The organism is Chryseobacterium lathyri (assembly GCF_003290185.1).
GTDB classification, from domain to species: domain Bacteria; phylum Bacteroidota; class Bacteroidia; order Flavobacteriales; family Weeksellaceae; genus Chryseobacterium; species Chryseobacterium lathyri.
Genome location: NZ_QNFY01000012.1, coordinates 78,708 through 92,360 on the forward strand (window position 1 = coordinate 78,708; position 13,653 = coordinate 92,360).

Annotated in this window: 12 protein-coding genes; 4 read left to right on the top strand and 8 right to left on the bottom strand. The window is 35.9% G+C overall.

Annotation, left to right across the window (positions count from 1 at the left end; genetic code table 11):
* Nucleotides 1-29: 29 nt before the first annotated feature.
* Genes recO through DRF61_RS16910 form a run of 4 tightly spaced genes read right to left on the bottom strand, consistent with a single transcriptional unit; the run spans nucleotide 30 to nucleotide 4,684 of the window.
* On the bottom strand, nucleotides 30-716 hold the full coding sequence (gene recO, locus DRF61_RS16895) for a DNA repair protein RecO (RefSeq protein ID WP_111959143.1): 687 nt from the start codon (nucleotides 714-716) through the stop codon (nucleotides 30-32).
* A complete protein-coding gene (gene porZ / locus DRF61_RS16900) occupies nucleotides 716-2,974 on the bottom strand; it encodes a type IX secretion system anionic LPS delivery protein PorZ (RefSeq protein ID WP_174772334.1) in 2,259 nt (752 codons plus the stop codon). The genes recO and porZ overlap by 1 nt, the downstream gene beginning before the upstream one ends.
* Before the next feature lies 1 nt (nucleotide 2,975).
* Complete coding sequence (locus DRF61_RS16905; protein WP_111959145.1) at nucleotides 2,976-3,926, bottom strand: bifunctional metallophosphatase/5'-nucleotidase; 951 nt, start codon at nucleotides 3,924-3,926, stop codon at nucleotides 2,976-2,978.
* On the bottom strand, nucleotides 3,926-4,684 hold the full coding sequence (locus DRF61_RS16910; protein ID WP_111959307.1) for a 5'-nucleotidase C-terminal domain-containing protein: 759 nt from the start codon (nucleotides 4,682-4,684) through the stop codon (nucleotides 3,926-3,928). The genes DRF61_RS16905 and DRF61_RS16910 overlap by 1 nt, the downstream gene beginning before the upstream one ends.
* A gap of 193 nt (nucleotides 4,685-4,877) precedes the next feature.
* Here DRF61_RS16910 and dapA point away from each other — a divergent pair, with 193 nt between their 5' ends.
* The 4 genes from dapA (at nucleotide 4,878) to DRF61_RS16930 (ending at nucleotide 7,718) form a co-directional block, all read left to right on the top strand.
* Complete coding sequence (dapA, locus tag DRF61_RS16915) at nucleotides 4,878-5,750, top strand: 4-hydroxy-tetrahydrodipicolinate synthase (protein WP_111959147.1); 873 nt, start codon at nucleotides 4,878-4,880, stop codon at nucleotides 5,748-5,750.
* A gap of 150 nt (nucleotides 5,751-5,900) precedes the next feature.
* Complete coding sequence (locus DRF61_RS16920) at nucleotides 5,901-6,404, top strand: GNAT family N-acetyltransferase (RefSeq protein WP_111959150.1); 504 nt, start codon at nucleotides 5,901-5,903, stop codon at nucleotides 6,402-6,404.
* Between the two features lie 293 nt (nucleotides 6,405-6,697).
* Nucleotides 6,698-7,279, top strand: coding sequence for a helix-turn-helix domain-containing protein (locus DRF61_RS16925; protein ID WP_111959152.1), 582 nt, complete (start codon nucleotides 6,698-6,700; stop codon nucleotides 7,277-7,279).
* Nucleotides 7,272-7,718: a response regulator gene (locus tag DRF61_RS16930; RefSeq protein WP_111959154.1), complete on the top strand. Its 447-nt coding sequence runs from the start codon at nucleotides 7,272-7,274 to the stop codon at nucleotides 7,716-7,718. The genes DRF61_RS16925 and DRF61_RS16930 overlap by 8 nt, the downstream gene beginning before the upstream one ends.
* A gap of 594 nt (nucleotides 7,719-8,312) precedes the next feature.
* Here DRF61_RS16930 and recG read toward each other — a convergent pair.
* The 4 genes from recG to DRF61_RS16950 all read right to left on the bottom strand — a co-directional run bounded on the left by recG (nucleotide 8,313) and on the right by DRF61_RS16950 (nucleotide 13,618).
* Nucleotides 8,313-10,397 (bottom strand): ATP-dependent DNA helicase RecG, encoded by a 2,085-nt coding sequence (recG, locus tag DRF61_RS16935; protein ID WP_111959156.1) that lies wholly within the window; start codon nucleotides 10,395-10,397, stop codon nucleotides 8,313-8,315.
* Nucleotides 10,398-10,514: 117 nt separating this feature from the next.
* Nucleotides 10,515-11,048 (bottom strand): thioredoxin family protein, encoded by a 534-nt coding sequence (locus DRF61_RS16940; protein ID WP_111959158.1) that lies wholly within the window; start codon nucleotides 11,046-11,048, stop codon nucleotides 10,515-10,517.
* A 41-nt stretch (nucleotides 11,049-11,089) separates the two neighbouring features.
* Nucleotides 11,090-12,601 carry a peptide MFS transporter gene (locus DRF61_RS16945; RefSeq protein ID WP_111959160.1) on the bottom strand — a complete coding sequence of 504 codons (1,512 nt, stop codon included), beginning with the start codon at nucleotides 12,599-12,601 and terminating at the stop codon, nucleotides 11,090-11,092.
* 21 nt (nucleotides 12,602-12,622) lie between these two features.
* Nucleotides 12,623-13,618 carry a PDDEXK nuclease domain-containing protein gene (locus DRF61_RS16950; protein ID WP_111959162.1) on the bottom strand — a complete coding sequence of 332 codons (996 nt, stop codon included), beginning with the start codon at nucleotides 13,616-13,618 and terminating at the stop codon, nucleotides 12,623-12,625.
* Nucleotides 13,619-13,653 lie beyond the last annotated feature (35 nt).

A 13,653-nucleotide genomic window follows, 5' to 3' on the forward strand; every position in this document is an offset into this window, starting at 1 on the left:
CTGGGAGTTCAACATTCCTTACCCTCAGACTATTCAAAAATCTGCTGGATAACCTCCAGCGATGTCGGTATTTTAAAGTCTGTAATATGATAATGGTAATAGACCAGAAGACTATCCAAAAAATCTTTTCTTAATGAGGGGTGTATCTTTGTTGCATAAAGATTTTCTGAGCCGATGGCTGTTTTCCAGATGGCTGATATTTCTTCGGTAAACAACTGATGAGAAGGAGTTACAGAGAATGTTCCTGTCTCGGGATCTAAATATTGGCCGTCATTGATCAAAGGAGCTACTCCCTGAATTTTCAATACCGTAATTAAGAAAAGAAGATGGCACTGATAATTTTTGCCGGCCAGTTCATTGACAAATTCATCGATACTGAAAAATAGATTTGGATTTTTATTTTCGTGTCTTAAAACCTGATTCAGAAAGTCTGAGATGAAGAATATGACTGTATTGGCTTTGATATCCATATACATATCATAGTTCTTTACCAACTCAAATCTTGAGACTGAAGGAATTCCGTTGCCTCTTGCAGGATTAATGGTAAAGCTGAGCATACTCAAAGGCTGAAGCAGAGCTTTCTTTTTATTTCTTTTGGAATAAATCCCCTTTACGAAATAGGTCTGAAAGCCTTCGTCTTCTGTAAAACAATGCAGAACTGCATCATTTTCACCGTATTTTATGAATGATAATAAAAATCCGTTTTGTGAATTCATTAATTAACCACAGCTATTTTTGCAGTAGCTTTATCTGAACCGTCTTCATTGGTCATCAATACAAAATAAATACCTGAAGCTACCCTGTTCCCTTTCATGTTGTTAAGATCCCATTCATAATAACCTCCTCTGGCTACTGCAGAATGTATTACATTTCCTGCCGCATCAGCAATTCTGATATTTGTTTTTTCTGCAAGCCCTTTAATAGTAACTTTTCCTTTAAAGTTTGAATAGACTACAGGATTAGGATAGACTACCACATTCCCGAAGTTGGCAGTCACATCTGCTACATCCCCCTGATAAGCTACAATACCGTTAAACGTTACAAAATATACTTTTCCTGTTTTTCTGTCTACCTTTATATCAGTAACGGAATTGGTTGGAAGAGGGGAGTTTTCTTTTGTAAAATGTTTTATAGTCTGCTGTCCGTCGGAAGAAAGGTAATATACACCACCACCGTCTATAGAAATCCATTTATAATCCCCGGCATCTACTTCTATCTGCTGTATTTGGGCATCTCTGAAAAGTTCTTCTCCAAGCCCGCCCTGTTCTATGATGATTGGTTCCACTTTCGGATCCGGATTTTTTATTCCTGTAGCAGCATTGGTTAATATTCTTAAACCGCTGTCACTACCTATCCAGGCATCTCCTGATTTACTAAAAGCTACTGATAAGGTTCCTCTTGCATTTCCTGCGAATCCGTTGGTATCTTGTAATATGTAATCAGTGTCATCAGAAAGATTGGTCGCATTTTTATAATCGTAAACTATAAAATTATTGCTTCTCGGGGTTGGGATCCACAGCATATTCTCATAATAGACAGGAGTTTGTACACCATCACTTGTTATTCCGAATTTTTTTATCACAAAATCATCAGTTCCTCTATCATAGATTCCAATGGAAGGACTTCCATAGTTGAACCCAAAAGAAACAAAAAGATTATTTTGCGGGTCTGTAGCGAAACCTACGGGGCGGTGTGAATAATCACCCGGAGATCCCAGATCATAGCGCTTCACAAAATCAAAATCTTTACTGCTGGCATTATATTTCATTTTATAAACTCCCTGGGCAGTAGTTGTATAATTCGTAAAAAATACTTCATTGTTATTAGCCGGGTTGAATACAGCATCCAGTACATTGATTGGAGCGGAAGTTGTTGAAAAAAAAGATGATCGAAGCCACTCTGATCCGTTAAAATAATAAAATCCGGGTTTTTTAGGATTATCTCCTGGCTGATTGTATCTGTTCAGTCTTGATCCGGAAGACACCAGCATTTGATTATTGTCATACAGATTGATCTTGTATGAAGAATTTGAATATGGACCTGATGGTTTATAAGTAGTACCACTTTCTTCCTTTATTCCCGACAGTATTGTTCCGCCGTATACCTTTCCGTTAGCTGTTATGGCTGTGTTGCAATCTTCCCCCATACTTACAGCGCCTAAAGATACTCCGTTTAGTCCGAATGTATATATTCTGCTGTCTGTTACTATAATGTTGCTTGAATTGATAACAATATCCTGGATGTTTCCGAAACTTGCCGGAAGCGGAGTGCCCGTACCGTTATTGTAGATAAATGCTGAGGTGGCGGATGAAAATATAAGAGAGGATTCAGCGTCAATATGTTTATAAGATCCGGGAATTTCTGTCGACCAGGTAGAGAATACCGGAAATGTAGTGTTCATTTCGTGGCTTTTAAGGCCGGTATTGGTTACAGAATATACTTTGTTTCCAAATAGGGTTGCTTCGTTGCTGGCTTCATATACACCACCGGTTACAAAGAATGCAGAATCTCCGAATTCTTTTTTGTTAATGTTAAATATAGAAACTCCATAGCCTACAGATACTACAGCCTGATCCCCTGTAATTGAAATATGATTGATTCTTTTGCTTCCGTTATAGCCGGTTGCGATAGGAATATCAACAATATATTTGATCTCCTGCGGGGTAATCACATCCATAGAACCGTTTGCATATCCTATTACACCTATTTTAGTTTGTGGGTTATAGTCGAAGGCGGATATATTAACGTCATGGAGTCCGTTAGCTTTTGACAGCTTGGTCATCTCTCCGGTTGAAATGGTATAGTAAAATATCCCGTTTTCAGTAGCGGCAATTATTTTCCCATTGTCTTCTTTCATAGCCAAGACATTGTTATAAGAAAAAAGATCCGTCCATTTTTTTGACGAAATCACCTGCGCATTCACGAACTGCAGGGATGCTAAAATACCAAGAGAGATTAAAGAGAGTTTTTTCATATTATACGGTTATGCTGCTGTCTATGATCTGGTTGTTCCAGGAAATATGCTTTACATTTTTATTTGCATCAAAGTAAAAGTCTATTCTGCCAAGAAGAAGACCTGCCCATCCTACCTGATTTACCAGAACATTTTTACCCTGTCTGTTGGTAAACGTCTGCGGTTCAGGTAAAAAAGTATGGGTATGCCCACCCAGGATAATATCAATATTTTCTGTTTTGGCAGCCAGAATTTTGTCGCTTACTTTATTGGGTTCATCTTTATAATCATAGCCGATATGAGAAAGGCAGATCAAAAGATCACATTTTTGTTCGTTTTTCAGAAAATTGGAATAATGTTGTGCTACATCTACAGGATCTGAATATACGGTTTCACCATACTGCTTCTTGCCCACAAGGCCGTCCAGCTGAATACCTACTCCGAAAATTCCGACTTTTATTCCATTTTTATTAAAAATCTTATACTGTGAGGTCTTTCCATCCAGAACTGTATTTTTAAAATCATAGTTTGAACAGATAAATGGAAATTTTGCATTAGGAAGAACTTTCAGGAAACCGTCCAGGCTATTGTCAAAATCATGATTTCCCATTGTTGAAGCATCATACTTCATCATAGACATCAGCTTAAATTCCAGTTCGCCCCCAAAGAAATTAAAATAAGGAGTGCCCTGAAAAATATCACCGGAATCCAGAAGAAGAACATTGCTTTCCTGGCTTCTGATCTGCTGTATCAAGCTTGCCCTTCTTGCAAATCCTCCCTGATTGGGATTTTTGGTATAGCTTGCGTCAAAAGGCTCTATTCTGCTATGTTGATCGTTGGTATGAAGAATGGTGAGTTTATTTTCAGATTGAAAAGGATTGAATTTCAATTCTTCTGCCATCATCATATTGGGAGCTAAAGCTGCTGCTAAAGATCCGCTACCTATTACTTTTAAAAAACTTTTTCTATCCATTATTTCTTACCGATAAAATTTAAACGAACATCTGTATTTGGAACTACTTCAGACGTTTTTCTGAAATATTCAATGAAAAGATCCCTTAATCTGATTCCTGTAGAAATAGATTCCCCTTTGGAAAAGAATTTCATATTATCTCCGCCAAGTGCCAGATAATCTGAAGTAGCGATATAATAATCCTGATCAGGATTTACTGGCTTCCCATTAATCTGGGATTTGGTAAGCTGCCCGTTATTGGTTTCAATATATAAATGAGAAACAGGATTATTGACCTGAGTTTTTGCATAATAATCAAAAAGTCCCTGCAGATCCGATCCTTTCATTTTTACAATGATCACTTCATTTTCGAAAGGCATTACTTCAAAAACACTTTTCAGAAGAATATCTCCTTTTCCAATTGTAGTACGTATTCCGCCGATATTGATCAGGGCAGCATCTACACTTTTATTAAGATTCTTTTTCGTCCATGCATCGGCACCTTCAAAGGTATAGTCGGCCAAAAGATTGCCCAGATTACTGTTATCACCCTGTTTTGTAAGATCTATACTGGTGTGGGAGATCTTTTGATTCATCTCTTTGTCCAGTTTTTGCTTATAGGGTTCAATAACTTTTACAAACTCCTCATCATTCTTTAGCTCATTATTAATAGAAATGTTTTTCTGAGGCTGAACTTGTGCCAACTGCAGTGTAGATGCTGTTTTGCAGGCAGTAAATGTGGCCAGAGCAATTCCTAATAACAAGAATTTATTTTTCATATGTTGCAAATTATTTTTTTTAAGATCATATGTAATCACCATTAATTATAGTGTTTTGTAAACAACTTCGATCATAGCGATGTCATAATATCTTTTAGTATATGCAAATATAATTATATGTATAATAAAACATTATTATTTATTATAAATTCTTATCGTAAATTATTAAATTTGAAAAAAATAATTCTAACAGATGAGCATTTTAAAAGGAGTAGGTGTTGCGTTGGTAACACCCTTTAATGAAGATTTATCCGTTGATTTCGATAGTTTAACAAAACTTGTTGAGTATAATATCGAAAACGGAACCAATTATTTGGTTGTTTTGGGAACTACAGCAGAAGCTGCAACACTTTCTGAAGAGGAGAAGAAACAGGTAATTGAGCATATCATTAAGGTTAATAATAAACGCCTCCCCCTGGTTTTGGGAATTGGCGGAAATAATACTCTTGAAGTAAAGAAACAGATTGAAGAAGCAGATCTTTCTGCATTTGATGCCGTACTTTCGGTATCTCCATATTACAATAAACCTAATCAGGAAGGCCTTTACCAGCACTATAAAATGCTGGCATCTACCGGAAAAAATGTCATTATTTACAATGTTCCGTCAAGAACAGGTCAGAATGTTGAGGCTGATACCACTATTCGTTTGGCCAATGAATTCCCGAATCTATTCATGATCAAAGAAGCGGCACCCAATATTCTTCAGTATTTTGATATTTTGAGAAAGAAACCTGAAGGATTTTCATTGGTTTCCGGAGATGATGAATATACCCTTCCTGTGACTTTAGCGGGAGGAGACGGAGTAATCTCTGTAATAGGGCAGGGGTATCCGAAAGAATTTTCTACCATGGTCCAGCTGGCCTTTGATGGAAAAGTGAAGGAAGCTTATGATATTCATAATAAGCTGGTAGAAATTACAAGACTGATTTTTGCAGAAGGAAATCCTTGCGGAATCAAGGTAATCCTTACAGAAAAAGGAATTATTAAAAACTATCTGAGACTTCCTTTAGTTCCTGCTTCAGAAGGTCTTTACGCGAAAATTAAAGCTGAAATGGCGAAAATTTAAAAGATGTGAATAGTGAATAGTCAATGGTGAATTTTTAAATGTACGGTTTAAAATTGCCCATTCACTTGCAAAGCAAAATTCACCATTGGCCATTAACAATAAAATAACAGGTGAAAAGTTCCGGCTTTTCACTTTTTTTAATCAAAAAATATGAAATTAACAGCAGCAACAGAAAAGGATATTCCGTTGATACGGAATTTGGCCAAAAGATCATGGGAAAGTGCTTATACGGGGATTATTTCTCAGGAACAAATAGATTATATGTTGGAGAAAATGTATTCAGAAGAAGAAATTCTCAGTCAGCTTCAGAATCCGGATTATCATTATTACCTGATTTTTGATGAGGGTAATAGTTCTTTTGAAGGCTTTATCGGTTATGAGAATAATTATGAAGTGGGAACTACAAAACTTCACCGTATTTATCTGGTGCCGGAAAGCAAAGGAAAAGGATTTGGAAAAGAAACATTGAATTTTTTGAAAGATAGAGTTTCTGAAAGCGGAGATGAAAGGATTATTTTAAATGTTAATAAAGAAAATTCTGCTAAAAAATTCTATGAATCTCAAGGGTATAGAGTATATGATGAGGTGGTTTTGGATATAGGCGATAATTATTTTATGGATGATTATTTAATGGAATATGTATTTCACAAATAATTGACTTAAAATTCTGTAACATTTAATTTTAATTCTATAACAAGTGATGTTTTTTTTTATTCCATCTTTGTAACAGAACCAAATCACTTTCAATAATACATTCATATGCTTGGTTTTGAGCTTTTGCAGCTTTTTATCAGTATATTTTTTTCATCCTTAGTGTTTAATTCCTGTATTCAATATGCAGGAGTTTTTCTTTTTTTATATATTATGTTAAAAATTAATAACCTATTTCACTTTTAAATGAAATAAATTATTATATTTACTTCGAAATTTGACACACTTATATCAGGATGAAAATGTATGTAAAATTTGATTTCAATGCTCTCTGCAAGAAAGTGTTGGATGAGAAGCTAAAAGAGCACGGGCTAAAATACCGCCTGCTGAACTTTGGTGAAGTGGAGTTCTATGAACCCATTACCCAAGAGCAGCATAATCTTTTTAAGAAAAATCTTAAAGATTACGGCATAGAGATTATTGAAAGCCAGAAAACGGCTTTAGTACAGAAAATAAAAGATGCGATTGTAGAGCTTGTTTTCTCTGAAAACGCTGTTCCTGTTAAAGCATCTATTTATATTGCTGAAAAACTGAACCACAGTTATGGATATCTTTCCAATCTTTTTTCTGAGGTTGCCTACACCTCAATAGAAAACTTCATCATCCTTCAGAAAATAGAGTATGCCAAGGAGCTGATTCTGGATAATAAGCAGAGCCTGACAGAGATTGCCCATAAACTGAATTATTCAAGTGTGGCTCATTTGAGCACCCAATTCAAAAATACAACCGGCATCACACCTTCTCAGTTTCATAAAACCATTATAAAAAGAAGGGAAAACCAAAGTATTAATATAAATTCAAAAACGCTGTATGAATAAAGAATATCTGAATGTAATCACAGTAGATGATGATGAGGGTAATATTATATTCTTTAAAAATATTTTCAGAGATTTAAAGATAGGGGTGAAATCACAGTTTTTCTCGGACGGAGATGATCTTATGAAATATTTGAGCAGCAATGGTGCAATTATTCCTGAAGTAATATTCATTAAGTATGATATTTCAGGGAAAAGCTGTATGGAATGCCTGAGAGAAATTAAAATAAATCATGGATTCAGCAACATCATAATTGCAGTATACGCCGGCCAGATTTCCGAAAACGAAACAGAAGAAATCTTCGTTAACGGAGGCAATATTTTTATGAGAAAGCCTGAGACTTATGATGGTCTTAAAAAATCACTTACAGAAATTATTACCGTAAACTGGCAGTATCATTCTTCAGGTCTGAACAAAGATAATTTTATTATGAAAGTATGATGGATAAAGGTTTTATGATGTTTATTTTTTAAATAAGTGATAATATTCAGCGCATACTATTCACATAAAAGTGAAAATTGTATAATTAATAATTAAAATAATATAATAAGAATTCCACGCAATATCATCAATTTTGTAAATGTAAACTTTGGAACACAAATTAGCTATATAAAAAAGCAATGGATGGTAGAAAATAGATTATTTCATTTAGAAAGTAAGATATAAGTCACAATGTTAGTTTAACAAAATGAATTATGTTTATTTCCAGCTATAAAGCATAGAAGATCTTTAAACAAAACGGTACAATCATGAAAACTTAAGAGAGTTGAAGGGTATTTATTCGTTTCATTCCCACTCCTTCAACTTGAAACAGTTAGTTTTTATAATAAGCAAGTTGGAAAAATAATTCATTTTGTTTTTTTAATTTATTTTAATAGTCAGGGCTGAGAATTTAAATACCTATAAATATTTTCAAACCCAATCAGATATTAGTTCCTACTATTAAAATAAATTTTTTAAGCAGACTAAAAGTAATTTCTTCTAAATAACAGTTTTATAAGGGGGCCGCGGAGAGATTTTCTTTTCGCGGTTTTTTTATGAAATTTTGCTCCACTTATTCTTTCCCCTGTAGTGTTTCAGGTAATAATTTTTGATGATCAGATTGTCTGGATTTATCAGATGTGGATCTGCCTCCAGGATTTTATCAACTGTATTTTTTGTGGTTTTTATAATGGCGGAATCATTCACAAGATCAAGTCTTTTAAAATCTACAACGCCACTCTGCTGTGTTCCCAGAATATCTCCGGGACCTCTGAGCTGCATATCCACTTCAGAAATCTTGAATCCATCATTAGTTTCCGTCATCGTTTTGATGCGGGTTCTGCTTTCCTTCGATAATTTATCAGAAGTCATAAGTATGCAGTAGCTCTGCTCTGCTCCTCTCCCAACACGCCCCCGAAGCTGGTGAAGCTGCGAAAGCCCGAATCTTTCTGAGCTTTCTATCACCATTACAGAAGCATTAGGAACGTTAACCCCTACCTCAATCACGGTGGTAGCTACCATAATCTCAGCTTTACCCGAGGCAAAATAATTCATGGCGATATCTTTTTCAGCAGGTTTCATTTTACCGTGCAGCATTGTGGTATTGTAATCGGAGAACGCATTCATCACATGATCGAGCCCTTCCATCAGATTTTTATAATCCAAAGTTTCTGATTCCTCAATTAACGGATATACAAAATAAACTTGTCTTCCTTTTTTTATTTCGTCTCTGCAGAAATTATACACATACGTTCTGTCTTTCTCACGTCGGTGGGCAGTAATGATAGGCTTTCTTCCCATAGGCATTTCATCGATCACGGAGACATCCAGGTCAGAGTAAAAGCTCATTGCCAGGGTCCTTGGGATAGGAGTTGCCGTCATCACCAGAATATGCGGAGGAATTCTATTTTTTGCCCATAATTTTGCCCTTTGCGCCACACCAAACCTGTGCTGCTCATCAATGATAGCCAGCCCAAGGTTTTTAAATCTCACTTTATCTTCCAGAACCGCGTGCGTTCCTACCAATATCGATAATGTTCCGTCTTCCAGCTCTTCGTGAATGATCTTTCTTTCTGAAGTTTTGGTGGAACCCGTCAGAAGACGGATATTGATCCCTGTTTCTGTTAAAAGGTCTTTAATTCCATTATAATGCTGCTGTGCAAGGATTTCAGTAGGAGCCATTATGCAACTCTGAAAACCATTATCCATAGCAATCAGCATGGTAAGCAATGCAACCATGGTTTTTCCGGATCCCACATCACCTTGGAGAAGCCTGTTCATCTGAATAGGCCTTTTCATGTCCAGCCGGATTTCCTTTAAAACTCTTTTCTGTGCATTGGTAAGATCAAAAGGGATATGATGATTATAGAAACCATTAAAATGGTCACCCACAACAGGAAACGGATTTCCCGGTGAATGGGTTTTATGATGAAGCTTTTTGAGGGCATAACCTAATTGAAAAAAGAAGGACTCTTCAAACTTCAGTCTGTTATCAGCTTTTTCAAAATGTTTCATATCCTTTGGAAAATGAATATTTAAAAAAGTATGCTGCCTTGATAAAAACTTAAATGCTTTCATCATATAATCAGGGAAATTTTCTTCAATAAGGTTGGGGATCTCTTTGCAGATATTCCTTAAGACAACCTGGAAAAATCTTTGATTCAAACCTCTTTTAGTGAGCTTTTCAGAACTTGGATAAATAGGTTTCAGACGGGTGTCACTTTCTTTATTTTCCACGGCTTCAATTTCCGGATGAGGCATGGAGAACTGACGATTAAAAACATTAATCTTTCCGAAAATATAAACTTCACGGTTGATCGGAATCTGTTCTTTCAGCCATTTTGAATACTGAAACCATACCAGATCCATCGTTCCGGTATCATCATTGAATTTTGCAGAAAGTCTTTTTACCTTCCCGGTCTGAATCTCCTGTACCTGTGTGATTCTTCCTTTAAGCTGTAACTCAATACTACTTTCCTCGAGTTGAGAAATTTTAAATACTTTACTTTTATCCAGATAACGGATAGGGTAGAAGTTCAGAAGGTCGTCAACGGTTGACAGGCCCAACACATTCTTGATGAGTTTGGCTCTTTCGGGACCTATGCCTTTTACATATTCTATAGAAGTATCTAAAGTCATTTTAAAAATGAGCCCTAATTTCGGGAAAATAGGCTTAAGATTAAAATTTTTCACCGAAAATATTGAGCTTAAAATCAAAAAAAAGCGGCTCTCAATTTTTGAAAGCCGCTGTATAGTTTAATCTTTGATTTTGGATTTAAATTTTTTCTGGTAATCTTCCCACTGTTCCCTGGTACGGATCTTTTTGAAGAGATCTTTCGAAATAAATTCCAAATAAGGTTCAAGTTCTTTGGCCGACAATTCTCCCTGAAGGATTGTGATAGGTCCGCCTTTCTCGTCCAGAAATACAGTACTTGGAACAGCGCCGACGTTCATATATTGGGTGAATTCGTGCAAAGAATTCCTTCCTTTTTTATGTTCAGTATTATCATTGGAAAATGTTCTTCCGAAAACATCAATAGATTGTTTTTCTTCAGCATTAAATTTTACCGGATAGTAATTCTCATTTAAGATTTTGGCGATAATTTCGTGACCGTATGTTTTTTTATCCATGATTTTGCATGGTCCGCACCAGTCTGCATAAAAATCGATCAGGATTTTTTTTGGATTTTCCTTTTGAGCCTTTAAAGCTTCTTCAATAGTCATCCATTTTATCTGAGCAAAGCTGAAACTTACTAAAAATAAGAGCATTATGCTTATAATTTTTTTCATAATTTGATATTTACGTAAAAATAAGCATAATATAGCTTATTCTATTTTACATCCTGCATTAATTTTTTTACGAACGGAGATATCAAAATTAATACCACACCGGCAATTACCGCGTATAATCCCAATTGTTTATATCCATCAGTATAAGTGATCAAAGCATCATAGTTAGTAGATCCCTCTTTTGCTGTAGCAAGTCCGGCACCGATAATCCCGGCAACATACTGTCCGTAAGCTGAGGCCAGGAACCACATTCCCATCATCATTCCCTGAAGATTTTTGGTGGAAAGTTTAGTCATAATAGACAATCCTATTGGTGACAGGCATAATTCTCCAAGAGTGATGATCAATAATGCCAACGTGAAAAAATTCAGCGATGTTATTCCCTGAAGGTCCGCAAAAAGTCTTGTTGCAAATAAAACATAATACCCGATTCCCAGAAAAATAAATCCTAATCCAAATTTAACGATAGTATTGGGTTCAATTTTTCTTTTATTCAGCCATATCCATAGAAGCCCGATAAGCGGCGCAAGGAAAATAATAAAAAAGGCTCCTCCTGAGTTATTTACACCGTTCGGATCTAATCCAAGAAGGTCTTTATTCAGATTTTTAGCTGCAAAAATACTTAATGACCCACCACTTTGCTCGTAGATTCCCCAGAATAGGATCGAGAAAATAATGAAAACTAAAGCTGCCCAAAGTTTTTTACGCTCTGATGCGGTTACTTTTGACATTTCATAGAATAGGTAGATCAGTGTCAAAGGCCCGATGGTCCACATAAAATAATCTGTATATTCCGTTTTGGCAACCATCTTCATGATAATTGGTACGAAAATAAGAGATAAAATATAAACTCCATATTCTTTCCATTTTGGGATTGGAGCAGCTTTTACTTCTGCCAAAGGATGCCCTGGCTGAAGACCTATTGTTCCCATTCTTTTCTGAGTGAAAATGAAATTGATAAGGCTTATTACCATTACCACGGAGGCCAGACCGAAAGCGACGTTCCATCTCATGGCTTCTGAAATAATACCGCTTAGAATTTCTCCTTTACCGATAGCGATGCATAAATAACCACCCAATAAAGCTCCCAGATTGATTCCCGCGTAAAAAAGAGAAAAACCTGCATCTGCTCTTGAATCATTAGGTTTGTAAAGCTGTCCAACCATAGATGAAATATTCGGTTTGAAGAAACCTGTTCCTACCACAGTGAATGCAATTCCTAAGAAAAAGAATTTATGTGGATCAGTTGCCAGAATCAGGCTTCCAACGATCATCAGTAGCCCGCCCCAAAAGAGAGATTTCCTGAATCCGAGGATTTTATCTGCAAAAAGGCCGCCCACGAAAGTAAAGGCATATACGAATGCCTGGGTAGCGCCGTATTGAAGGTTAGCTTCTTTTTCATGGAAATTAAGCTGGGAGATCATAAAGAAAACCAGCATTCCGCGCATTCCGTAAAAACAGAAACGCTCCCACATTTCAGAGAAAAACAGGCTCCAGATCTGTCTGGGGTATTTTCCTTTGAAATTTTGTATTTCATCTAGAGTTAAGCTCATAATTGTATATGATTGTTTTAATTAGGGTTGTTTATTGTTGTTTTGGTCCAGTTCAAAACGGATTCTGTCCTGGTCTATGATTTCTTTTAATTCTTCTTCTTTTGGAAGGTAGAGGAGGTATTTGCTCGCAAAGAGATTGTTTTTGTCATTCAGAACGGAATATTTTACAATGGTTTCGTCTTTTTCTGAACACAGTAAAATTCCTATCGTCGGATTATCACCTTCTCCGCGTTTCAGATCATCATACATTCGTACATACATATCAATCTGTCCGATGTCCTGATGGGAGAGTTCTCCGGTTTTAAGGTCAATAATGACAAAGCATTTCAGAATATAATTGTAAAAAACAAGGTCGATATAAAAATCGGATGTATCTGTAGAAATATGCTGTTGTCTTGCTACAAAAGCAAATCCTTTCCCGAATTCCAGAAGAAACTTCTGAATATGATCAATGATGGCGGTTTCAATTTCTTTTTCAGAAAATTTTTGATCCGGTGTTAAACCTAAGAATTCAAAAATGTAAGGGTCTTTTAAAACACTGTGGATATTTTCTGTCGGGGATTTTTTATGTTCCAGAACTCTTTCGTAGGCAAGTGAATTGATTTGTCTTTTCAAATCCCGTACGTTCCAGTTATTTTGTACAGCTTCATTAAGATAATAGTTTCTTTTTGATTTATCATCCTGTCCGAAAAGTAATCTGTAATGAGACCAGCTCAATTGTAGAGACAATGTGTCAACAATTGGGAAAGCTGTGTAAAATTTGCGCATATTGGAAAGGTTTGTATAGTCGAAACCCTTTCCAAACTCCAGAGAAAGTTTTTTAGAAAGATTTTTTAAGGTTTTCTTTCCGTATTCGGCGCGTTCTTTTCCCTGCTGTTCATTTTCTACGATCAGTTTTCCGATCTGCCAGTAAGTGAGCAGTAAAGTAGAATTCGCGATCCGAAACACTTTTTCGCGCGACTGCCTAATAATTTCCTTTACGGATTGAAATAAAGAATCTTCGGAAATTTCCATCATACGAAAATAAAAAAAACCTCTGACTTTGCAGAGGT

Bases quoted from the DNA above. Each gene is read 5' to 3' on its own strand.
- recO (WP_111959143.1), bottom strand. From the start codon at position 716: ATGAATTCACAAAACGGATTTTTATTATCATTCATAAAATACGGTGAA.
- porZ (WP_174772334.1), bottom strand. From the start codon at position 2,974: ATGAAAAAACTCTCTTTAATCTCTCTTGGTATTTTAGCATCCCTGCAG.
- DRF61_RS16905 (WP_111959145.1), bottom strand. From the start codon at position 3,926: ATGGATAGAAAAAGTTTTTTAAAAGTAATAGGTAGCGGATCTTTAGCA.
- DRF61_RS16910 (WP_111959307.1), bottom strand. From the start codon at position 4,684: ATGAAAAATAAATTCTTGTTATTAGGAATTGCTCTGGCCACATTTACT.
- dapA (WP_111959147.1), top strand. From the start codon at position 4,878: ATGAGCATTTTAAAAGGAGTAGGTGTTGCGTTGGTAACACCCTTTAAT.
- DRF61_RS16920 (WP_111959150.1), top strand. From the start codon at position 5,901: ATGAAATTAACAGCAGCAACAGAAAAGGATATTCCGTTGATACGGAAT.
- DRF61_RS16925 (WP_111959152.1), top strand. From the start codon at position 6,698: ATGAAAATGTATGTAAAATTTGATTTCAATGCTCTCTGCAAGAAAGTG.
- DRF61_RS16930 (WP_111959154.1), top strand. From the start codon at position 7,272: ATGAATAAAGAATATCTGAATGTAATCACAGTAGATGATGATGAGGGT.
- recG (WP_111959156.1), bottom strand. From the start codon at position 10,397: ATGACTTTAGATACTTCTATAGAATATGTAAAAGGCATAGGTCCCGAA.
- DRF61_RS16940 (WP_111959158.1), bottom strand. From the start codon at position 11,048: ATGAAAAAAATTATAAGCATAATGCTCTTATTTTTAGTAAGTTTCAGC.
- DRF61_RS16945 (WP_111959160.1), bottom strand. From the start codon at position 12,601: ATGAGCTTAACTCTAGATGAAATACAAAATTTCAAAGGAAAATACCCC.
- DRF61_RS16950 (WP_111959162.1), bottom strand. From the start codon at position 13,618: ATGATGGAAATTTCCGAAGATTCTTTATTTCAATCCGTAAAGGAAATT.